Annotated in this window: 22 protein-coding genes; 11 read left to right on the top strand and 11 right to left on the bottom strand. The window is 53.6% G+C overall.

Annotated elements, in window-relative coordinates; genetic code table 11:
• Positions 1-60 precede the first annotated feature (60 nt).
• From TNEU_RS01730 to TNEU_RS01705, 6 genes are all read right to left on the bottom strand, one after another.
• Positions 61-1,464, bottom strand: a complete 1,404-nt coding sequence (locus tag TNEU_RS01730; RefSeq protein WP_012349718.1) for a putative sulfate exporter family transporter — start codon at positions 1,462-1,464, stop codon at positions 61-63.
• Between the two features lie 187 nt (positions 1,465-1,651).
• Positions 1,652-1,987 carry a TusE/DsrC/DsvC family sulfur relay protein gene (locus tag TNEU_RS01725; protein ID WP_011761927.1) on the bottom strand — a complete coding sequence of 112 codons (336 nt, stop codon included), beginning with the start codon at positions 1,985-1,987 and terminating at the stop codon, positions 1,652-1,654.
• A gap of 37 nt (positions 1,988-2,024) precedes the next feature.
• On the bottom strand, positions 2,025-2,420 hold the full coding sequence (locus tag TNEU_RS01720; protein ID WP_012349717.1) for a hypothetical protein: 396 nt from the start codon (positions 2,418-2,420) through the stop codon (positions 2,025-2,027).
• The gene (gene dsrB / locus TNEU_RS01715; protein WP_012349716.1) at positions 2,410-3,546 is read right to left on the bottom strand and encodes a dissimilatory-type sulfite reductase subunit beta; all 1,137 of its coding nucleotides are present in this window, start codon (positions 3,544-3,546) and stop codon (positions 2,410-2,412) included. The genes TNEU_RS01720 and dsrB overlap by 11 nt, the downstream gene beginning before the upstream one ends.
• A complete protein-coding gene (dsrA, locus tag TNEU_RS01710) occupies positions 3,543-4,781 on the bottom strand; it encodes a dissimilatory-type sulfite reductase subunit alpha (protein WP_012349715.1) in 1,239 nt (412 codons plus the stop codon). Before dsrA ends, dsrB begins: the two co-directional genes overlap by 4 nt.
• A gap of 37 nt (positions 4,782-4,818) precedes the next feature.
• Positions 4,819-5,589, bottom strand: coding sequence for a respiratory nitrate reductase subunit gamma (locus TNEU_RS01705; RefSeq protein WP_012349714.1), 771 nt, complete (start codon positions 5,587-5,589; stop codon positions 4,819-4,821).
• A gap of 83 nt (positions 5,590-5,672) precedes the next feature.
• Here TNEU_RS01705 and TNEU_RS01700 point away from each other — a divergent pair, with 83 nt between their 5' ends.
• The 3 genes from TNEU_RS01700 (at position 5,673) to TNEU_RS01690 (ending at position 8,841) form a co-directional block, all read left to right on the top strand.
• On the top strand, positions 5,673-6,680 hold the full coding sequence (locus TNEU_RS01700) for a radical SAM protein (RefSeq protein WP_012349713.1): 1,008 nt from the start codon (positions 5,673-5,675) through the stop codon (positions 6,678-6,680).
• Positions 6,681-6,731: 51 nt separating this feature from the next.
• The gene (locus tag TNEU_RS01695; protein WP_012349712.1) at positions 6,732-8,147 is read left to right on the top strand and encodes a (Fe-S)-binding protein; all 1,416 of its coding nucleotides are present in this window, start codon (positions 6,732-6,734) and stop codon (positions 8,145-8,147) included.
• A gap of 91 nt (positions 8,148-8,238) precedes the next feature.
• Positions 8,239-8,841 carry a hypothetical protein gene (locus TNEU_RS01690; protein ID WP_012349711.1) on the top strand — a complete coding sequence of 201 codons (603 nt, stop codon included), beginning with the start codon at positions 8,239-8,241 and terminating at the stop codon, positions 8,839-8,841.
• Here TNEU_RS01690 and TNEU_RS01685 read toward each other — a convergent pair.
• Complete coding sequence (locus tag TNEU_RS01685) at positions 8,838-10,442, bottom strand: (Fe-S)-binding protein (protein ID WP_012349710.1); 1,605 nt, start codon at positions 10,440-10,442, stop codon at positions 8,838-8,840. The genes TNEU_RS01690 and TNEU_RS01685 overlap by 4 nt on opposite strands.
• Entirely contained in the window at positions 10,439-11,347 is a 909-nt protein-coding gene (locus TNEU_RS01680) for a respiratory nitrate reductase subunit gamma (protein ID WP_012349709.1), read from the bottom strand. Before TNEU_RS01680 ends, TNEU_RS01685 begins: the two co-directional genes overlap by 4 nt.
• 108 nt (positions 11,348-11,455) lie before the next feature.
• Between TNEU_RS01680 and TNEU_RS01675 the strand changes: the two genes are divergently transcribed.
• The 4 genes from TNEU_RS01675 to TNEU_RS01665 are packed head-to-tail and all read left to right on the top strand — an operon-like array spanning position 11,456 to position 13,915.
• Positions 11,456-12,799: a cobyrinic acid a,c-diamide synthase CobB gene (locus TNEU_RS01675; RefSeq protein WP_012349708.1), complete on the top strand. Its 1,344-nt coding sequence runs from the start codon at positions 11,456-11,458 to the stop codon at positions 12,797-12,799.
• Positions 12,784-13,440, top strand: a complete 657-nt coding sequence (locus tag TNEU_RS01670) for an SAM-dependent methyltransferase (protein WP_012349707.1) — start codon at positions 12,784-12,786, stop codon at positions 13,438-13,440. The genes TNEU_RS01675 and TNEU_RS01670 overlap by 16 nt, the downstream gene beginning before the upstream one ends.
• Positions 13,441-13,457: 17 nt before the next feature.
• Positions 13,458-13,649, top strand: coding sequence for a helix-turn-helix domain-containing protein (locus tag TNEU_RS10385; protein ID WP_012349706.1), 192 nt, complete (start codon positions 13,458-13,460; stop codon positions 13,647-13,649).
• A complete protein-coding gene (locus TNEU_RS01665; protein WP_245521968.1) occupies positions 13,640-13,915 on the top strand; it encodes an iron dependent repressor, metal binding and dimerization domain protein in 276 nt (91 codons plus the stop codon). Before TNEU_RS10385 ends, TNEU_RS01665 begins: the two co-directional genes overlap by 10 nt.
• Here the strand turns inward: TNEU_RS01665 and TNEU_RS01660 are convergent.
• The gene (locus TNEU_RS01660; protein ID WP_012349705.1) at positions 13,841-14,962 is read right to left on the bottom strand and encodes an Nramp family divalent metal transporter; all 1,122 of its coding nucleotides are present in this window, start codon (positions 14,960-14,962) and stop codon (positions 13,841-13,843) included. The two genes, TNEU_RS01665 and TNEU_RS01660, sit on opposite strands and share 75 nt — an antisense overlap.
• 336 nt (positions 14,963-15,298) lie before the next feature.
• Here TNEU_RS01660 and TNEU_RS01655 point away from each other — a divergent pair, with 336 nt between their 5' ends.
• A complete protein-coding gene (locus TNEU_RS01655; protein ID WP_012349704.1) occupies positions 15,299-16,540 on the top strand; it encodes an ATP-binding protein in 1,242 nt (413 codons plus the stop codon).
• 85 nt (positions 16,541-16,625) lie between these two features.
• On the opposite strand, the gene TNEU_RS01650 is transcribed toward TNEU_RS01655, so the two are convergent.
• Together TNEU_RS01650 and TNEU_RS01645 are read right to left on the bottom strand one after the other, a co-directional pair.
• The gene (locus TNEU_RS01650) at positions 16,626-17,474 is read right to left on the bottom strand and encodes a hypothetical protein (protein ID WP_012349703.1); all 849 of its coding nucleotides are present in this window, start codon (positions 17,472-17,474) and stop codon (positions 16,626-16,628) included.
• A 2-nt stretch (positions 17,475-17,476) separates the two neighbouring features.
• Positions 17,477-18,244 (bottom strand): ATP-binding cassette domain-containing protein, encoded by a 768-nt coding sequence (locus TNEU_RS01645; protein WP_012349702.1) that lies wholly within the window; start codon positions 18,242-18,244, stop codon positions 17,477-17,479.
• A 91-nt stretch (positions 18,245-18,335) separates the two neighbouring features.
• On the opposite strand from TNEU_RS01645, the gene TNEU_RS01640 reads away from it, so the two are divergent.
• The 3 genes from TNEU_RS01640 to TNEU_RS01630 all read left to right on the top strand — a co-directional run bounded on the left by TNEU_RS01640 (position 18,336) and on the right by TNEU_RS01630 (position 20,486).
• The gene (locus TNEU_RS01640) at positions 18,336-18,905 is read left to right on the top strand and encodes a hypothetical protein (RefSeq protein WP_012349701.1); all 570 of its coding nucleotides are present in this window, start codon (positions 18,336-18,338) and stop codon (positions 18,903-18,905) included.
• Entirely contained in the window at positions 18,902-19,225 is a 324-nt protein-coding gene (locus TNEU_RS01635; protein WP_012349700.1) for a transcriptional regulator, read from the top strand. The genes TNEU_RS01640 and TNEU_RS01635 overlap by 4 nt, the downstream gene beginning before the upstream one ends.
• Before the next feature lie 499 nt (positions 19,226-19,724).
• Entirely contained in the window at positions 19,725-20,486 is a 762-nt protein-coding gene (locus TNEU_RS01630; RefSeq protein WP_012349699.1) for a hypothetical protein, read from the top strand.
• The last annotated feature ends 25 nt before the right edge of the window (positions 20,487-20,511 follow it).

The following is a 20,511-nucleotide window of genomic DNA, read 5'->3' as shown; positions in this document are numbered from 1 at the left end:
TATTTTAACATAACTTACTTGTTTATGTGTAATTGGAAAAAGGTATTGAAAAAAGTGGGATTATTTGGGGAAGAAGGAAGTGGCTAGGAGGTAGGCAACGCCTATTATTACAAGTAACGCTATGCCGTAGGCTATGAAGAGGTTCCACACCTTATACTGCTTCATCAGCGAGAAGCGTGTGTTTATTCCAATAGCTACAAATGTGAGGCCGAAGAGCAGAACTCTAAACGGGTCGGTGCCGCGGCCTACCACTATGGGGACAACAGCTTTTGTGGCCTCATCGACGGGATTCGCCGCTTTTGCATATACAGAGCCCGCAAGGCTTAAGATAAGCGCTGAGACCACGAGACTAGTGAAGAAGTACCCCAGGACGAACTTGGGGAATCTAAACCACAGCTCCAGCGGCGACGGCTTCCTCTGTGTTGCTACTGCGGCGCGTCTAGGCTCGACTAGGAATACCCAAATTAGCGCAAGCACGAAGGCGATTGTGCCGATCCAGATGTCGATGAGCACTTTGCTCATTACGCCTATTTTAAGCGGCGTGTCTGAGCCTATACCTCTTGCGACAATTTCTGCCGAAGCGGCCGCCGCACCGTCAGTCTTCACAGAAAGGCCCATCCAAGCGCCTGCGGCAGCTTCCGATATTACACCAGATTTAACAAGACTTATCGCAACCATAGGCAGTATTATCAACTCGACAGCAGCGTAGATAAGTATGGCAGCGGAAACCATCGTGGGGTATATGGCAGGCGCCCCTATGGCGCCCGCCGCCGCTATAGCAGCAGAGACTCCACAGACGCCAACGCCGACAGCTGAAACAACGCTTAAGTCTGTGTTCTTTGTGAAGAGTCTAAATATGGGGAAGGCCAATAACATAAACACGGGGAACCCCATTAGGACCATTGTGAGGACGGAGCCGCCGTATCTAATCCAGTCTGTGAAAAGGATCTTAGCACCCAGGAGGACAATTGCAGTTTTTATAAACCACTCGCCCCTCGCCGACCCTAACAGCCACTGTGGCAATTTGGGCAGATTGCCAATTAAGATGCCTATGAACAATGCCAGTGTAAAAGCGAATTCAGTAGTCACTACACTGGCGATAGGTTTGTAGCCTGTAATTATTGCACATATCCACCACAGCCAGTAAATCACAGTGAAACCCTTTACCCAGTCCAGTGGCTTTATGCCAATTAGCTTGGCGGGGCCCATCAATAGCAACATCATCACTATCCAAGCCACTATGAGGTTTACCCAAGGCGAGCCAAATACCAACTTGGGGTTGGGCACAGCCACAGGCGACGAGATATCTGTCCACACCTTCCACATCGGCACCCAACCCAGGGCGTCTCTATACGCGTAGAAGCCTATAAACGCATAGAAAAAGAGCGCCAGCCCTAGCCACAACGCCCACCAATCCTCCTTCTTATATAGAGAGGACCAGTCTATCTTTTTTGGCTGAGACATGAACTGTCTCTCATTGATAGATTTAAGTAATTTATTACCTAGCTCTCTGTAACATATAGATAAATTTTACAAATACAAAATGTACATATGAAATACATGTTGTTCAGATAGAATACGCAGTGTACATTTTGTATACCGGTAGGCCGCCAAAAACGGTTCTGGTGGACGATTGTGAGAGAAGTTTTGACTAGACGCAGCCTGTTGGCTTTGGCGCTCCTGCTACTTTACAAGCGCCGTTGGCAGGCCCCGAGGGAAATAGCTGGTAGATCTGCTCAAGAGTAAATCCAGTCTCCTTTAGCAACATCTTTATAGGTGGACACACGCCGTAGGTCTCCCAATACTCTCTAAGGTACTTAACTACCTTCCAGTGGTCCTCGGTCATCTTCTGTATGCCCTCAAGCTCCCGTGCCATCCACTCGGCAACTTTTTCATTCCACACCTCGGGATTTGATAAAAAACATTCTTCGTCTAATATTATTGTTACATCGTCTACTTTATACTCCCCTGGACATTTTACCGGCATGTCGTTAATCACTATATGAAATAAAAAATTTAGTTACTTAAATCTGAGAAACTATATATCCATCGCCTAGGAGGTTGTGTAGCCTCTCCTGTAGTATTGCATAAGCTATGCGGTCCCAGTGAAACATGGCATCTCCTAGCGGTATTTCAACGCGGAGAAGCGGTTGGTAACCCCCCTCTGTGGGGAAGAGCACAAGTACAAACTTTGTCTTTCTACCAACCCACGGTATATTATCCGCAGTGAACTCTATAGCGGTCTCTTTCTCTCCCTGTATCTTCACTCCGTACCATATAAAACTGAGCGTGTACGAGGAGGGGGAGAGGTCTGAAATTACATACATCTTGAAGTGGGGGATGTGGAAAAACTCTCTATTTTCTGTCTGGTAGGCAAGGAAAAAGGGTAGTGTTCCAGGGGGTATCTCCCTATGGCGCATCTCTGAATCCTTTGAATATAACCTCGCCCCTGGCCCTGTATGTCAGGTAGGTTCTTGCGGCGTCTGGCCACCATAGATACTGCGCCGCCATTTTCGGCGCACCCACCAACTCGACGAACTTTGCCCAGCCTATTCTCTCGACGAAGTCTGCAAGTCTCTCTCCAGGTCTGCCATGCTTCTTCCACACATCAACAACCTTTTTCACAACCGCGATTATTTCATCATATCTCGGCGGATTTGCAGGAATCCACGGTATAAGTACTCTGGCGAGTCTAGGCCCAACTCCTGTATTCGCCATCTTGCCGCCTATCAATATGGCCGCGCCTACGTCCTTCGGGTCGTAGTCAAACGCGTCGCAGTTGTCCTTACAACGGCCGCAGTTGATACACTTCTCGCCCACTAATACAAGCTTTATCTTCTCTCCCTCTCTCCTTAGCGTCAACGCGCCGGTTGGACACACCTGCACTAGGAATACCTGGCTCTCTGGTATTTTAGCAAGGGCTTTGGGAGGAGGCATACACAGCGGCAGTACCTCCTCTCTTATCTTGGGCGGGGCGCCCCACATGCCGACAATTGCTATGTCAATAGCAGTGCCTCCTGCACAACCCGAGGGACAGCCAGATATGAAGACCCTCAGCTTTGCGGGAAGCTTCTCCTCGCCCGTGAAGTAGGGCTTGAGGGCGTCTCCAAGCGCTTTGCCGATGCTCGGCGCGTCTATCACCGCGATTTGACATGTGAGAAACGCGGTACATGTGTTAATGCCCCACAGCGCTCCTCCCCAGCCTCCCACTGGGAAGCCCAGCTTCTCCAGCTCCTCTCTGATCTTCAGCGCTTTCTCAAGCGAGTCTGTGATAAACTCGACGTTGCCCGCAATAGTTATACGCAGGGCGCCTACGCCCAGTTTATCGGCGATATCCGCAAACTTCTCCAACGTGTCTACGCTAACTCTGGCGTTAGGCGGCAGAGCCGCTTTCACGGTGAACACCCTTTCGCCTGTCTCGGAGACGTGCTCTATAATGCCGGGGCCGTGGAACTTCCTCTCTTTCCACTTGCCGTAGTTCCTCTTGACTATATCCGGCAAGAATCTGTCGAGCTCGTTGGGTATGTTTAACTGTATCGCGCTCATATCCCCACCGCCCGTCTTAGTTCTTCTGCAAACTGGGCATATTTCTTACGCTCCTCCTCCGGCAAGACGCGGTACGGCACATTGTCTGGCAACTTTTCGACAAGCTTCGGAGTGTCCTCTAGCTGTATGCCTGTCTTCTCTATGAATTGGTAAAGCCCAGTCATTAGGATGTAGTCTCCTACGCGTACCTTGGCCTGCGCCTCCTTATCCCACGGCTCAATAACTTTAAACACCAACTCTATGCCTTTCTGCACCTCGTCTGGCTTCAGGTACCCCACAAACCAGCCGAGCTTAGGACCGTACCTCCCCTTTGATCCACCACCTACCACCACAGCCACACGTCTCTCTTTCCCTGGCTTGATGGCCGGGTACGCCTTCCTAATACAGTACATACACTTCTTACACCTAGAGCCGTCTATTTTCAGCTCTTTCTTTTCGGCGTCCCAACTTATCGCCCCCCCGGCGCATTTAGAAACGAGGTCGTTGGGGTCCACCTCGCCCGCCTCTATCTTCTTCCTCAGTAGCTCCTGGTCTACCTCGGGGGCGCCCTTCCATGTTCCAATGAAGCCGAGGTCTGCTCTGTTTGCTCTACCGCAGTCCATGGGGCACCCCGAGAATTTAATCTTGAACTTGTAGGGGAACCCCGGCACTGCAATTGCGTCGTGGATCTTCTTGTCTTTTCTAAACTCCGTAAACCACTTCAGAGTGTCGTAGAGCGCAAATTCGCAGAGGGCGGGGCCTACGCATGTATTCAGCTCTCTAATGGCGTCGCCGCTACCGCCTACGTCTGTACCAACCTGCCTCAACGCCTCAATCATGGCGTCTCCCACCTCTTTGCTCCTCACATTAATCACCATGGCGCCCGTCTGACCTACCACTTCCACAAGGCCGATTCCGTACTCCCTGGCCACTTTTATAATTCCCCTTAGGTAGCTCGTTGGTAGAAACCTACCGGGGGTGTGGAAGACTCTGAAGTGTACCTCCTCTCCGCCCTTCGGCACCCAATCTCTAGCAATTCTCGCCAATACTCCCGTTAGACGCTTTGCCTTTACCGCGCTAGGCCCCCACGGGCTTTTTCTAGCGACTAGACCAACGCCATATACGTGGAGTGGGTAGCCTGTTTTCCTTATCTCCGCCACGTGGCTTGGCCACGGCCCCTTCTCTAGCTCTTTGAGGTATTGCTCAGCCATCTCGAGCAGTTTATCTGGCGGCGGTAGATTTGGGGGTGCAGCCATGTGGAAAAAACGTCTAGTCTTAAATAAGCCTTATTACTTACTTTGAAAAAATAACTTCGCTTCCAGATACTTTATATGGTGCAGATGTAATTGTAGGTTCAAAGAATATTGTAAATGGGTGTATCATTTTTCCAAATGGGACGTATATCATTAGCACCTCTGCGAGGAATATGTGTAATTTAACCAGCGGCTCCGCCTTAGTTATGGCCTCTAACGCCGCGGCTACATTGCCTGTCAGTAGATTTTGTAGCCACGGCGTAACTGTTTTGTCATAATGTGGATGTATGACTGCGGTGTTAACTAGGCCTACGAGTACTATCGCCGTTATTAAGACTAGTGCAAACCAATCGTCGGCGAAGGTAAAGCTTTTTACCTCAGGCTTTGTCAGCCGCCTAGCCCAGAGCAAGATTAATCCTATAACTACCACAATGCCAAATAGCGTCCCTAGGCCTATAGCTATTATTTTTCTAGTGGATGGGTCTATGCCCATTGCCGCAAGCTGCTCAGGGGAGAAGAAGAGAGCTGTGTGGCCTAGTAAGAGAGTTAGAAATATACCCCAGTGGAAGAGGAGCGCACCCCAGTAGAGCAACTTGTCGTTGGTGTATTTCAGTGTGTAGAATGTCAATATCCGTTTTAACACCTCTCCAGCTCTAGCTCCTGCGCTCCAGTTGTAGGAAACTACAGCTACGGAGGCTAGAGAGGTTAGCCCACGTGGCGAAATCCAGGCGCCTATCTTGGCTAGAACTCCTATAATAAGTACTACTAGTGCGAGATATGGGACGCCTATGAACAACACGGCGTCTAGCATACTACATTTTTACACATCTCTTTTATTATCTTGTTTTTCACTTTTGAGTAACAAAATAGATATCGTAGCCGATGTAATATCTCGTGTATAAACCTCGTATATACCAGGTTGAGGTCTCTACGGCATGTAACGCCAACTGTGTATATTGCCCAGTCTCCTACTTTAGGCAGAGGGGCCTCTGGCCTGTGAAGCTCATGGATTTTGACCTCTACAAGAGGTTTCTTGCCGAGGTAGAAGAGGCTGAATATATCCATCTGCAGGGGTGGGGCGAGCCGCTTTTACATCCGCGTCTTATAGAAATGGCGGCTTCTGCAAAAAAGATAGCCAATGTCGGAATTACGACAAATGGAACGCTTCTGAGAGAGGAGGTGGCTCGCACACTTGTAGAGATCCCCATAGATCTCGTCGCTGTCACTTTCGCCGGGGCTAGAGCCGAAACTCATAACAGATATAGAGTTGGAAACGACTTCAACGTGGTCTTTAAGAATGTAGAATATTTGTTAAGAATCAGGCATGAGAAGCCGGAGGCGGTGGCTGTATATATGCTACTTGGCGATAACTACAGGGAGCTTCCCGAGTTTGTAAAAATGGCAGCTAGACTCGGGGTAGACCGGGTAAAAGTAAGCAACCTAAACTATCTATTCAACGTCGACGTGGCATCGTTAAAAGCTTTTTCAGACAGGTGGGAGAAGCCTAGAGAGATCGAGAGAGCTCTCGCACAGGCACAACAGATCGCGAGGGAGGTGGGGGTCGGCTTTGTGACAGATAACATAGCGCCATTTGAACTGGCGGAGTGCCCCGAAACGCCGACTAAGGCCGTTTTTATAACCGCCGACGGCGATATATGCCCATGCGTCTACCTTGGGCTTCCCTTGCCTGAGATTCCCCGGTTGTTTAATATGCGTTTTTATATGATCCCCAAGACGTGTTGGGGAAACTTAAAAATGATAAGCTTGAAAAAAATAATAAATTCAAAGAAAGCAAAGGAGTTTAGGTCAATGTTTGAATATAGGAGGTACAACATGGATGTTGGCACCATAGGTGAGCCTCCAGATGTCTGTAAAACTTGCTATAGGCTATTTGGGATATAGTTTCTCGTAGTTGAATAAGAATAAAGAAATAATGAATAGGTGGTCTCAATTATGCATGCGGCAGAGTTCAAGCTGGGAGATACCTCAGCTATCAAGCCTCTTAAAGCCCCGGAGTCTTTAGTTAAGAAGCTCCACGAACGCATCGGGCTTAAAATCCCTGAGGATAAGCACACATACTTCCTGAGTAGACTTAGGGAGGAGTATAGGAAGAATAGAAATATCAAAATCGCCGTAGATACATGTGTACACTGCGGCGCATGTATAGACGCTTGTCCCACCTATTTAACCACCAAAGATGTGAAGAACTCGCCTGTGGGACGTGCTGAGCTCATTAGACGTGTATTGAAGAAAGGCTCTGTTACAGACGCCGACCTTGAGGAGATCTACACCTACTACTGGCAGTGTCTCACTTGTAGGAGGTGCGGCTATGTCTGTCCCTTCGGCATCGATCAAGCGGATATCACTAGGTTTGTCCGTGGCGTGTTGTATGAAATTGGGATGGTAAACAGATTTGCGGCTATGACGATAGACGCCCACGAGACTAGCGGCAATGCTATGAGGATAACGCCGGCGGCTGCAGTTAATATATTGAACTACTTCGCAGAAGAGATAAAGGCCGAGAAAGGCGTCGAGGTTACTTACTATGTATACCGCCACGACCAGAAGAAGATGATAAAGTTTGTCGGCAAAAACGCAGTGGGCGAAATACCTAGAGACAGCCCCGAGTGGCCCGAAGCGATCCTTTTCCCCTCCTCTGCAGATCTCTTCCTCAACACAGAGACTCTCAAAGGCTATCTCACATTTCTAAACGCTGTAAAAATAAGATTTGCCGTCCACACCGGATGTACTGAGGTGGCGAACTTCGGGCTATGGACTCACGAGAAACACATGGAGTACATCGGCAACATATACTACAACGCCGCGAAAGAGCTCGGAGCAAAATATGCGATATTCGGCGAGTGCGGACACGGCTGGAGGGCGTTTAAAAACGTAGTGGCTCCGAGGCTTGAGAAGGATGGCATCAAGGTCTACCATATACACCATCTCGTTGTCAAGGCTATTAAGGAGGGCAAAATAAAGCTGGATCCTGAGGCCAACGGAGATAAAGTGTATATGTACCAGGACCCATGTCAGTATAGCAGAGGCGGCGACCTCTACGAGGAGCCGCGGTTTATTATAAGCCGCGTAGTAAAGAGGTGGGTCGAGTGTCCGCAGAACCGCCAGCTCAACTGGTGTTGCGGCGGCCAGGCAGGCATGCTTGCGGACGAGATGAAGCCTCTGAGGCTCCAGTACGGAAGGCTGTGGTACGAGTGCGTCATTAACGCAGGCGCACAACACGTCGTAAGACCGTGTTCGATGTGTAAAGGTACTTTAAATGGTATAATTGGCGATCTTAACAAAATGTATGGACGTAATATAACATATGGCGGGCTGATGGATCTAGTATATAGAGCACTTGTAATTTAGTATACATTTTGTACACAACGAATACTTTTTTATCTTTCTCAACAAGCAACATAAGAATAAGATATTTGTAGCTCTATTATTTAGCGGCATTATGGCATATGAAGCTCCCGACCATTTTACAATTAAAATTTTAGACACTGTACTTAGCGAGGAGCTTAGGGGGGAGCCGGGTGTAACGCCATATCAAATAATGCGGAAACTTGGACTGTACCCCTCCTTCCTCTATAAAAATATCAAAGTCTTAGAAAGACGTAACTATCTAGTCTGTAAAGAGGCGGGGAGAGGTAAAAAATGTTCGACAACAGTTGGCGGGTTGTTAGCTTTTCTAAAAGTTGTAAAAGACTACGACAAGTATGTGTATCTATTCTTTAGAAAGCTGGGTTTTGGCTCTCCTCCTATGGATTTGAGAGATGCAAAAACACTTCTCTCACTTATTATAGACGGTGGTACAACTCCAAAAGATATTTACGATTTGTTTGTATGGAGTCTTCTACATTGTGAAAATAGTGTTGTAGCTAAATTTTTAAAGGCGCTCTCGGGCATTTTGGGTATTACGTTAGTAATGACGCCGCATATGGTGTATGTAAAAAGGAATGGCACGGAGATTTGTACATGTAGGTATAGTAACTGTGGACTTGAAATGTGTAAGTTGAAATTGGCGGTGAGAGAATTTTTGGAGATTCAAAAAAGCTAAGATTTCTTTTCTTTAAGAAAGTCTAGATAGGGCTCTTTTAAGTCAACCATGGCGTTTACTATTAGTTCTACTAAGCCTCCGTAATGGATATTATAGAGCTCGGTGGCTCTGTAGTGAGCTAATACGTCTCTGATAGCGCCTTTACAATTGGAACAAGGCGCACATACATACTTCGGTATTTTTGGATCTAATACATCTTTGAACGCTTCTAGTATCTGTTTAAACTTCATCCTGCTGGCAACTTTATTTCTCCATTCGGGGAAGTTTAACGACTGCATTATCGCAAACCCACTCCCACCGCCACAACAATAGTTATACACGCCATGTGGCTCCATCTCTCTAAACATAGGTGCTATTTTCCTTAAGATCTCTCTCTGCGGCTCTACAATACCTGAAAGCCTCACCATGTTACATGGGTCGTGTAGAGTCACAGGAAAGTTGTTTTTCGAGGGGTCTAAGTTCAGCTTGTTGCTCATGACGATATCTCTCAACAGCGGCAGAGCGCTTTCCCGCGGTATTCTGTTCTCGTCTGTGAGTATTCTGTCTGCAACCACAACGAGAACTTTAGCGGCGTGTCCACACTCTCCTATTACTATCTTCTTAACTTCAAGCTTGCGGGCGATTTCTATGTGTTTTAGAGCTATTCTAGCTAACTGTACGTCGTCATACCATGCGCCGTAGTTAACTACGTCGTATCCCAGAGGCTCGCTACTTAACGTCCAGCTTAAGCCCGCCTCTTCGAATATTATGGCGAAGGCAGCGACGTTCTCAGGCCAGGATAGAAATTCGCCGGCGTTGTGGATTAATAATATGTCTGCACCTTTCTGGTCAACGGGTATTTTTATCCTCTTGCCGGTTTTTTCGTATATGAAGTCTTCTAAGTATTTTACCATTTTTAACAACGCCTTGGGAGTCATTCCTGTTGATGAGCCTACTTTTAGGTGTTGTACTGTGCCTTTTTCGTGGAGATTTTTCGGAGCTATGCCAAGTTCTTGGGAGAATAATTTTCTTATCTCTCTTGCGATCAAGCCGTTGTCTATGCCAAGCGGACACACTTGGACACAACGTCTACATAAGGTACATCTATATGCCAGTTCAGCAAGTCTCATCAAGGTGAATATATTTAGTTCTATATCTCCTCCGGGTTTTTTAGCTATGTACTTATTGTATATCCTCCGCAGAACCTCTGCTCTATATGTCGGCCTATAGATGTCTTTCCTGCCGCTGGCTATATATATGGGGCATGCCTCTGCACAGTTTTGACATTTTGCACAGTATTCTAGTGATAAGAGTAGCGGTTGGAGAAACGTCCAGTTGCTCTCTCTAGAAGTCAGCTTTTTCAGCCCTTCGAGAAACTTCTGTATAAGTCTCTCCTCTTCTTCTTTAGTCTTCGGCTTCCACGGCAGATCTATAGCGATATAGCCGTCGAGCTCTGTTACATAGGTTTCTTCCCACTCTGGCTTTGGCGTTGTTAAGGGGGGCTCTGAGCTTGGCTTGTCGTAGGGCGGCGGGAGGGGCATTAGATCTCCTAGCTTTAGTTGAACTAGCCTTTTGACCGGTTTGCTTATATCGTTAATCTTAACTACTTCCTTACGGCTCATAGCCCTGCTGCGTTTTTCTCCCATGTTTCTCCTGACCTTATGTGAGGCGCCGACCACCTCAATGGGAGTCTTAAAAGTTCACTTATTCTGCCGTCTAACTGGCCTGTGTTAGGCTCATCGTCCCAAAGAATTTTGTGATATGTGAAGTATTTTCCTATGAAGTGTGTTATTTTAGAAAACGGTATATATATGAGAAGTAGTTGTATTAGTGCTATATTCACCGTTGTTATAGTGGGTAGGGGCGGGGGTTGTGAAAATGTAACTAGGCTTAGCATAAACTTTCTAGCTAAGTCAAAGGCGGGGTCGTAAATCCAAGCGGCTAGGCCTGTGGCTACAGTTATTAACACTAGGACTGTGTTTAAATAATCGGGCCAAGTTGTATAGTCTCTCAGCACGGGATCTGACAGTCTTCTAATGAGAAGCCCTATGCCACCTATTATTGTCATTATGGCGCCTAGACCGCCGGTTATCAACGTGGCATAGTATAAGAAGTACGCCCAGGGGTTGCTTGAAGGTATTTGCACACCTAGCGACATAGTTATCGCACTGAGGAAAAGCGCAAGGAACCACACTAATATTAAGTATATTCCGAAATGGAAAAACCATGATAAAAACCATAGTCTCTTATTCATTAGGTATATTCTTTTTATAAAGAGCATTTCTTCTAACATTTCTTTTAGCTCTCCTATTTTTGTAACTTCGCGTGTTTTTTTAGCCCAGTCGACTTCTTCTAGGTAGCTACCGCCGTATTCAGCTTTTTTTTCATGTGAAACTGGATATAGCTCCCATCTGAGATGAATAGGCATAGAGGCCCAACGACTCCATTTATGTATGATGCCTATTATAAATATTGTGAATGTTACATATGATATATAAAGCATTATTGATTCTATGTTATATGACATGACAAACTCTCTTTATTTTAAATAAAAATATTATTACACAAATTTATGAAACTGTTGTTACTGCAGTCAGTGTAACAAATTCTTATAATAGAAGTCCTCGGAGTTTATGTGATCCCGCGCGTAGTCATCTCATCTTTCAGAGGTATGTCTGGGAAGACTATTATCTCTCTTGCATTGATATATGGCCTCTTTAGGCAGGGGCTTAGAGTTGCCCCCTTCAAGGTGGGGCCCGACTACATCGATCCTAGCTACCACGCGGCGGTTGCTGGGAGGCCCAGCAGAAACCTCGACGTGGTTTTGATGGGAGAGAGGGGGGTGGTGGAGCGTTTTGTGAAATTTTCAAGGGGGGCGGACGTAGCCGTTGTGGAGGGCGTGTTGGGTCTCTACGACTCCTTCGACGGCGTTTCTGAGCTGGGCTCCACGGCGCAGGTCGCTAAGCTTCTTAAGGCCCCCGTGGTGCTTGTGCTAAATGGGGAGAGGGTAAACAGAACTCTTAGAGCCGTGGTGAGGGGGCTGAGGCAGTTTGACCCAGAGGTCAAGATACCCGGCGTTATTTTGACAAACGTGACGAGGAGCCAGGCGGAGAAGCTGAAGAAGTCCCTTCCCGAGGAGGGGGTGGAGGTGCTGGGGGCTGTGCCAAAGAGCGAGAAGCTGGCGGAGGTCTTCTCCTACAGACACCTCGGCCTCACGCCGGTGGGCGAGAGAGGCGATGTCCCCAACATAGTGGAAGCTCTCGTGAAATACGTCCTCCCCAACATAGACCTAGACGCCGTCGTGGCCTTGGCGAAATCGGCGGGCGATCTGCCCTATGACGCCGACGAGGGGGGCGAGACGCCGCGGGGGACGTGTAGAGTCGGCATCGTCTTCGATAGGGCCTTCACCTTCTACTACCCCGAGGTCTTCGAGGAGGCTAAGTCGCTGGGGGAGGTGGTGTTTCTAGACTCGCTAAATATGCAGGAGCTGCCCCCGGTGGACGTGGTCTTCGTAGGCGGGGGGTTCCCCGAGACCTCCGCCGAGGAGCTGGAGAGAAACAGAGCCTTTAGATCCGCCCTCTTGAGATACGTCGAGCGGGGCGGCAAGCTGTACGCCGAATGCGGCGGCCTTATGTACCTCACCTCCTCCATCGTGGTTGGGGGGTCTGAGTACGAGATGGTGGGCGCCGTAGACGCCGTCACGGTCATGTTGAAGAGGCCGGTGGGGAAGGGGTACGCCTGGGGGGTTGTGGAGGGGAGGACCCCCGTCGCGCCGGTGGGGACCAAGCTCGTGGGGCACGAGTTCCACTACTCCAAGATCGTGTTGAGGGAGAGAGTGGAGACGGCCATTAGGCTGGAGAGGGGGGTTGGAATTGGCGGCGGTATAGACGGCGTTGTGAAGGGCAACATGCATGCGCAGTATCTCCACATACATCCCTACACCTACAGCGTGTTGAGGGCGCTATGCCGCTCTACGTAGTGGGGGCTGGCCCAGGCGACCCCAAGCTCTTGACGGTGAGGGCTAGGGAGCTACTTGAGCAGGCTGACGTGGTGGCATACGGCGATCTCGTGCCGGAGGAGGTGGTGAAGATCGCGGGGAGGGCGCGTGTTGTAAAGATAGGCCATAGGAGGGTGGAGCACGACGCCGCTGTGGACGCCCTGATTGAGGAGGCGCGGCGGAGCACCGTGGTGATTTTGAAAAACGGCGATCCGACGATATTTGGGAGGGGGGTCAAGATATGTAAAACGGCGAAGGAGAGGGGGGTGCCCTGCGAGGTTGTACCCGGCGTCAGCTCTTTTACGGCCGCGGCCGCCCTCTTCCAGATTGAGCTTACAGACGGCGAAAGTCTTAGACACGTAGCCCTCCTCTCCTATCCCCACTTCTCGGCGGACGTCTTGAGGGAGGTTAAGGCCGACACCGTGGTCATATTCATGATGGGGGATAGGCTGGGGGAGGTGGGCCAGGTGCTGGCCCAGGTTTGCAACCCCGAGAGGGTATACCTCTGCGTGGGGGTATCCACTGGAGGCCGTTGCGAAGAGGTTGCCCTCGAAGTCTTGGGGAAGAAGAGGAGCCCGAGACCGGCGCTTGTCATAGCCCAGCGGTGTAGATTTTTAACCTAGGTGGTTTGTTTTTGGGCGTGAGGGGCCACGGCCCTCTCCGTGTTAGGCGGGAGCACTACCTGGAGGCGATATACATCTTGGGCGAGGGGGCGAGCCTCTCTAGGGTGGCGGGGATGTTGGGGGTTAAGCCGAGTAGCGCGCTTAAGGTGGTGAGGGAGCTTGAGGCGGAGGGTCTGGTGGTGTATAGGGGGCGGGGGGCGTGCGGTTGACTGAGGAGGGGCGGAGGAGGGTTGAGGAGATGAATAGGGTCCACGCGGCTCTCGCCGAGTTTTTCAAGCTGATCGGCGTGCCGCCTGAGGTGGCTGAGGAGGAGGCGGAGAAGCTTGAGCACGTGGTGAGCCCCGTGGTGGTGAGGAGGATCGAGGCTCTGTCTGAGGCGCTTAGGAGGCTTGGGGAGGTGTTAAAGGGAGTAGAGGTCGAGAGCGATCGCCGCGGCTGTGGCGGCCAGCGCGGCGGCTCTCCCGGCGGGGGCTAGGTGTTTCCAGGTCCAGGCGGTTATTAGGGCGAGGTAGAGGGGTAGGGTTAGGGAGAGGGCGTACTGGCTGTACACTAGGAGGTCTAGGGGGCTGGCTCCTGCGGCGAGCGCCGCGGCGGCGGGCAGGGCGTTGACGGCCCTCGCGGCTAGCCTCGTCTGCCACTTCTCGAGCCTCCTGCCCGTTATGTATCTGGCGGCTAGGGCGCCGGCTTCCGCGGAGACGGCGGAGGCGGAGAGGGAGGACAGGAGTAGGGCTGTGGAGAAGAGGACCGCAGACGCCGGGCCGTAGAGGGGGGCCAGCACGTTGGGGACGGCGGCTAGGTCCACCTCTCTTCCCCCTAGGGCGGCCGCCGCCGTTATCTGTATCGCCGCGTTTATCAGCGAGGCGCCCGCCAGGTTGGCCACGGTCTGGTCTCTGTGCCACCTCCTGGGGAGGCCCTTGGCGAGGTGGGAGTGGAGGATGAGGGCGTGGGGCATCACCGTGGCGCCCAGTATGGCCGCCGCCACGACCCCCGCCCCGTTGTCCAGCTGGGGCGTGACGCTGTGTTTCAGAACCTCGCCCCAGTTCACGCCGACGATGGCCAGCTCCGCCAGGAAGCTCAGCCCGACCGCCGCCACCATGCCGCCGATTACGGCCGAATAGAGGCCGCGGCGGTCGGCGATGAGGGCCAGAAGAGCCACGTCTACGAAGCCGAGGAGGGCCGCCTCGGCGAAGCCGAGGCCCAGGAGTATGTGAAGCGCAATGATGAGGCCCATGTACTCGGCCATGTCTGTGGCTAGGACAACGGCGACGAGGGGCGGGGCCAGCGCCGGCTTGAACCTCTTTAGCCTTGTCTCAAAAAGCTCGAGGAGGCCCCCCTCCTTTATCCCCAGGAGGCCGGCGAGGTACTGGAAGTATATCGCCATGGCTCCGCTTAGCCACACGACCCAGAGGAGGTCAAGGCCGAAGCGGCTACCGGCCGCTATGTTGGCCCCCCAGTTGCCTGGGTCTATGTAGGCCACGCTCACGATGGTGGCCGGCCCTATCAGCCTGAGAAGACCTCTCACAGGTTAAGAGCCGTCCTCCCTATAAAAACTTAGCCTAGGCTAAAAAGGGGGCCGCAAAGGAGCATCGGAGCCAGCCCCGGCGCCCCCCTTAAAGCCGCGCCTCACGCGAGACGGCGGCTGTGGAAGACGCTCGTGAGGCAGATCGGCGGGGGTGATACAGAAAACGCCGGACGGCTCTCAGCCTCGTCCTGGCGAACGCCTAAGGTGAGCTTTTAAGGTGCGGCGGGTTTGGGCGCCTCTGCTTATACACATCGGCGTGTTCTGTTTCCTATAGGAAACAGTTCTCCGCTATATCTGTTTCTCACGAGAAACAAATTTTAGGGTGTATATTACTACGTGGAGCGCGTCTTTAGAGAGGTGGTGGAGGAGTGGCTCAGCTGGAGGCCTCCCCCCATGGTGGAGAGGGAGCTGGAGCTTCCTCTAGAGGCGGGCTTGGCCACGGCGGTGGTGGGGCCGAGGCGGGCGGGTAAGACATATCTCCTGTACCAGCTGGCGGCGAGACGCGGGGGGGCGCTCTACATCAACTTCGAAGACGTGAGATTCGTGGGCTTGAGGCCGGGGGACTTCAGCGCGTTTCTGAAGATCTTGGCGGAGCGAGGGGGCTTCCAGCTCCTGCTCCTAGACGAGGTGCAGAACGTCCCCCACTGGGGGAGGTGGGTCAGATCTCTGCTGGATAGGGGCTATCTGGTGGCGGTGGCCGGCTCGACGTCGAAACTAGGCGCCAGGGAGGTGCCGACGGAGCTGAGGGGGAGGTATCTATCCCGCCTCCTACTGCCCTTCTCCTTTAGGGAGTATCTGAGGGCCGTGGGGATACCGGCGTCGGCGGGGCACGCCCCGGCCTCCCGAGGCAGGCTACTGGGCGCGCTGAGGGACTACCTGGAGCGGGGCGGCTACCCCGAGGCCGTCTTAAGGCCTCAGCTGGCGCGGGAGCTCTTGAGGACGTACCGCGACACGGTGGTCTACCGCGACGTCGTGGAGAGACACAGGGTCAGAGACGCCAGGGGGTTCGAGGTCTTTCTCTCCATGGTGGAGTCCAGCTTCTGCAACGTCTTCTCGATATCCTCAGCCCACAGGAGGCTGGCCTCCCTGGGGCTGGAGAAGAGCAAGAAGACGCTGGCCAACTACCTAAAGTACCTCGAGGAGGCCTTCTACGTGGTGGCCGTCCCCAAGTGGGGGCCCGGCAAGACGCCGCTGACGCAGCCCCACAAGATCTACCCAGTGGACCCCGGCTACATACCCGAGGGGCAGATCGGCAGAAAGATGGAGGCGGCGGTGGCCGTGGAGCTCCTCCGGAGGGGCGCGAAGTTCTACTACTACAGGGGGAGGAGGGAGGTGGACTTCGTGGTGGAGGGCGAGCCGCCCCTCTTGATTCAGGTGACCTACGCCTCGGCGCCCGATGAGGTCGACAGAAGAGAGCTTGATGCCCTCTCCGAGGCCGCGGCCGCCGTTGGGGGAAGACCGCTGTTGATCACCTGGGACCTAGAGGGCCATATCGCGCGGGGCGGCCTTAGAGTCGACGCGGTGCCGCTCTGGCGGTGGCTGTTAGGCGGCTCCTCATGGCGCTCGTCAACGCTATAGCCGACCCTGAGATAGAGAGGGGCATGAAAAAGAGGGTGGGAATATCGGCCTCTACCTAGCGACTAGGCAGCCAGGCGGCGGAGGGTCAGATCCCTTCTCTCAACAGATCGGGAGGGGCGTATCTCACCTTCGAGACCAAAAGCGCCGCGGCTAGGCTCAACGCGGCGGCCCACCCCGAGATGCTCACAGCCAGCGCCCAGGCGGGCACATCTAAGGCGTTTGAGCTCGTGATGGCGGCGTACGGCCTTTCTAGCCCGGCGTATGCCGTGATAATAAGGGCCTGGGCCGCCGTGAATGGGTTGGCCGCAAGAGATAGAGGGCTGTGCTCCACATAGAGATAGCTATAGTAGAAGAGCATGTTGAAGATCAGCGGGGTGAAGGGGAGCCAACTGGCCGCCTTAACAGCCTTCAACGCGAGGAGAGATAGGAGGAAGAGAAGAGCCGCCGCAAACGCGGTAAACACCGCCACCGCCCCGGCCGTATGGAGCAGAGCCAGCGCGTCCTTTGGAGCTACGTCGGCTAAAGAGACCGAGATCCCGCTGTCTTTTAAGCCGCGCCACATGAGCAACCAGTTGGCCGTCCCAACCGCCGCCACCAAGATGAGGCTTGTGGTAAACATCGCGCCGTAGTATGAGGCCACGTATTTCAACGGCCTCAGTCTCCCGAAGCGGAGCAGATAGGGCACAGCCGCAGTGCTGTAGATCATGGAGTACAACAGGGCTACGGACACAGCGGCGACCACCGTGATCACAACGCTGTCGAGCCAGCCTGCGACATAGGACCTGGCGTACTGAGCGGCGTAGGGCGACTTGGCGATGCCCTTGGTGAAGATAAACGCGCCCATCGCCACCCAGAAGAGAGACCAGAGACCTCCCCACAGCAACACCCACCTGTTCTTCAACGTCCTGACCACTAGATATCTGGCGAGGCCCATGGCTACTCCGCCAGGCCGTAGATCCTGTTCACCGTGCCCATCTCGCCGAACTTAACCCCGGCGCCCTTGACTACCGAGTACTCCACGCCGCCCACCTTAAGCGTTAGGAGAGCGCCGCCGGCCCTCCCTCTGACCAGCCCCGAGGCCAGCAGATCGTCGACTGAGACGGGGCCGTAGAGTCTGCCCTCCAGCATGAAGTAGGCGTCCCAGCCCCTCATGGCCTTGAGGGCGTCGAGGTCGTGGGTGGCGACGATTCCAGACTCCCCGCGCTCCACCAGAAGCTTCAACACGACGCTCCTCCTCGCGGGATCCACGTTCTCGAAGGGCTCGTCCACCAAGATGGTCTTCGGCCTAGAGGACAGGGCGAGGGCGAGCCTCACAAGAGACCACTGGCCGGCCGAGAGGGCGTGCACCGGCCTCCTCATGACCTCGCGCCCCAGCCCCAGCCGCCCCATGAGGGCCTCGAACTCGCCCCGGTCAACGCCCTTCAAGTCCTCAAACACCTCCAGGAGCCCCGCCACGTCGTAGGCAATGCGGTATATCTCGGGGAGATTCGACGAAACTGTGTGGAGCCCCCTGGCGGAGTCCACCTCAACGCCGTCGATCTTGATGCTACCCTCGTAGGGGATCACCCCGCTTACAGCCCTCAACAAGGTGGTTTTCCCAGAGCCGTTGGGCCCCAGTAGCACCGCCTTTCCCACCACCTCGGCCCCCTCCGCGAGGACCTCGAAGGTCCCCGCCCTCACCTTCACGCCCCTAATCTCGATCATGTGTAGTGAGAACAAGGCGATATAAACAGCTCTCGGAAGTTCAGAATTATGAACAGGCAAGGCGCTTATAAATAGAGCTCCACCTGGAGAGGTGGATGCCACAAGAGCAATTCTGGAGGAGAGCCTGGCGGTGTCGAGGAAGATCCTCAGAAGGGAGCTGAGGAAGGCGTTGGGGCTTTACTATGCGGCGTGGGGCACCTACCCAATGGCCGTGGTGGTTCTCTACTATGTCGTGGAGAAACTAGTCGCTGGAGCTCCCGAATCCGCAGTTGCGCTCTCCGCCGCCGTCCCCTACATTGTCCTCACGGGGAGGATCTTCGCGACCTTCTTCAAGGCCATGAGACTCCCATCGAGGCGCCGCAAGGGGGGGATCGCGTGGTCGATCATGATGCTAGCCTACTTCGCCGTCCTGCTCTTCGCCATGGCGTTCATAAAAACGCTGGCCTTCGCAACCGCAGCCGCATACGCCGCCAGCGTAGCCCTCCTCACGTATCTCCTCTTCCGGAGCAACGCCACGGAGCCCAGGTGGTACGACCACCTAGCCCTCATATCCTTCTCGGCGCTTCTCCCACTCGGCGTATACGTCGTGGCGCTCTACTACGTCATCGGAATTATTTGGGTCTACGCCGGCGTTAAGTCCCTCCTCGACGCGATGGAATGACCGAGTTCGACGAGCTGATGAGGCTCCTGGGGACAAGGGCGCTCTCCAGCGGCGTGAGGCTGGGAATACTGATCGCTCTGTACGTGGTAGACGGCTACATAACCTTCTCCGACCTCCAGAGGGCCCTCGACCTCCCCAAGAGCACCCTCCACGAACATCTCCAGATCCTAGCCGAGGAGGGCTACATAGAGTACAGGAGGGCTATCACCGAGAGGGGAGTCAGAGCCGTAGCGAAGATCACCGACAAGGGGAGGGGCATCGTAAGGCGCTACCTAGACCTACTAAGGCGCATATACCAGAAGCAGGGGGAGCCCCCATAGCAGTATGTACCTCGCCACCACGCCCAAGCCCCTCGCCCACGTCCCCACAGCAAGATACCCCAGTTGGGGTTTTGGCCGGCGGCGCACGGCCCGCCTCTAACCATGCCGAGGCGCCTCGTGAGACGCCCCCACCACGTCGGTAAATGCACACATCTACAAACCGCCTGCGTCGAAAGCGCAGTGCTTTACTCGCCGAGTACGCCCCACCGACCGCCCCCGGCGGCCCTCTACACGCTGGAGATGTCCCAGCCGAGGGCGGAGAGGGCCCGTTGAGATCTCCCGCCGCGTGCCAGCGCAATCCTACGCGACGGCAACCCCTTCACCGCACTTCACTCGTTGCCTACACTACTCTTCTAGGAGTTGGGGGGCGAAGCCAGCCGTCTGGGGCCGGGTGCTTGGCCTGGGCGCCTCGGGCAAGCTGCCCCCAGGGCGCCCTCAGGCGCGGTGCTGTTGAGGGTGGGGAAAACGATTTATATTCGTGAGCCAACGCCAAAGTGTGATGTCTGTTGACCGCGACGTCTTGAAGAGGGTGGTGCTGGATCTGCTGAGGAGCGATGAGGAGTTTAGGCTGGCAGTCGCCGGCTTGATCGGGCTAGGCGCGGTCTTGGAGGAGCTTAGGAAGCTGAGAGAGGACTTCAACAGGTTTACCAAAGAGCAGGCGGAGAGGTGGGCGGAAAACGAGAGGAGATGGGAGGAGAACAACAGGAGATGGGAAGAAAACAACAAGCGGTGGGAGGAGGCGTATAGGAGGTTTGAGGCCATCGAGCTGGAGCTGAAGAGGCTGAGGGAAGACTTCAACAAGTTCGTTGAAATGGAGGAGAGGAGGTGGGAGGAGGCGGAGAACAAGTTTAGGTGGCTCATGAGCGCCCTCGACGACATCCGGAGGGCTTTGGGGGGCGGCTTTGAGTACTACACGGCGAGGGTCGTTGGCCTACTGCTTAGGGAGAGGGGGGTGGAGTGCGACGTCAGAGTTAACGTGACGTTGCCTATCGACGGCTTTAAGGAGGTGGATCTGATATGCTACGACCCGTTGGTCGTAGGCGAGGTGACGGTTGCCGTGAGGAGCATAGAGGAGGCGGAGAGGGAGGTTGGAAAACTGCTTGAGGCGGAGAGGGCGGCGGAGAGGTTCACCGGCCGAAAGACCTACATGAGGGTCCTCGCCGTCGAGTTCGCAAGCCAAGACGTCGCCGAGTACCTACGCAGAAAGGCCCAGGAGATGGACATACTGCTCCTCCTAGGGAGGGAGTACGAAAAGCTCTAACCAGCTAGTTGTGATGAGGCGACCC

This window comes from Pyrobaculum neutrophilum V24Sta (genome assembly GCF_000019805.1).
Lineage (GTDB): Archaea > Thermoproteota > Thermoprotei > Thermoproteales > Thermoproteaceae > Pyrobaculum > Pyrobaculum neutrophilum.
Note: the sequence above shows the minus strand (reverse complement) of the source record. Positions and strands in the feature narration are given on the sequence as shown.

What these genes read in the sequence shown, in the direction of transcription:
- TNEU_RS01690 (WP_012349711.1), top strand. Translation starts at nt 8,239, where the DNA reads ATGGCATATGAAGCTCCCGACCATTTTACAATTAAAATTTTAGACACT.
- dsrB (WP_012349716.1), bottom strand. Translation starts at nt 3,546, where the DNA reads ATGAGCGCGATACAGTTAAACATACCCAACGAGCTCGACAGATTCTTG.
- TNEU_RS01630 (WP_012349699.1), top strand. Translation starts at nt 19,725, where the DNA reads ATGTCTGTTGACCGCGACGTCTTGAAGAGGGTGGTGCTGGATCTGCTG.
- TNEU_RS01670 (WP_012349707.1), top strand. Translation starts at nt 12,784, where the DNA reads ATGCCGCTCTACGTAGTGGGGGCTGGCCCAGGCGACCCCAAGCTCTTG.
- dsrA (WP_012349715.1), bottom strand. Translation starts at nt 4,781, where the DNA reads ATGGCTGCACCCCCAAATCTACCGCCGCCAGATAAACTGCTCGAGATG.
- TNEU_RS01685 (WP_012349710.1), bottom strand. Translation starts at nt 10,442, where the DNA reads ATGAGCCGTAAGGAAGTAGTTAAGATTAACGATATAAGCAAACCGGTC.
- TNEU_RS01730 (WP_012349718.1), bottom strand. Translation starts at nt 1,464, where the DNA reads ATGTCTCAGCCAAAAAAGATAGACTGGTCCTCTCTATATAAGAAGGAG.
- TNEU_RS01725 (WP_011761927.1), bottom strand. Translation starts at nt 1,987, where the DNA reads ATGCCGGTAAAATGTCCAGGGGAGTATAAAGTAGACGATGTAACAATA.
- TNEU_RS01680 (WP_012349709.1), bottom strand. Translation starts at nt 11,347, where the DNA reads ATGTCATATAACATAGAATCAATAATGCTTTATATATCATATGTAACA.
- TNEU_RS01695 (WP_012349712.1), top strand. Translation starts at nt 6,732, where the DNA reads ATGCATGCGGCAGAGTTCAAGCTGGGAGATACCTCAGCTATCAAGCCT.
- TNEU_RS01720 (WP_012349717.1), bottom strand. Translation starts at nt 2,420, where the DNA reads ATGCGCCATAGGGAGATACCCCCTGGAACACTACCCTTTTTCCTTGCC.
- TNEU_RS01635 (WP_012349700.1), top strand. Translation starts at nt 18,902, where the DNA reads ATGACCGAGTTCGACGAGCTGATGAGGCTCCTGGGGACAAGGGCGCTC.
- TNEU_RS01705 (WP_012349714.1), bottom strand. Translation starts at nt 5,589, where the DNA reads ATGCTAGACGCCGTGTTGTTCATAGGCGTCCCATATCTCGCACTAGTA.
- TNEU_RS01645 (WP_012349702.1), bottom strand. Translation starts at nt 18,244, where the DNA reads ATGATCGAGATTAGGGGCGTGAAGGTGAGGGCGGGGACCTTCGAGGTC.
- TNEU_RS01650 (WP_012349703.1), bottom strand. Translation starts at nt 17,474, where the DNA reads ATGGGCCTCGCCAGATATCTAGTGGTCAGGACGTTGAAGAACAGGTGG.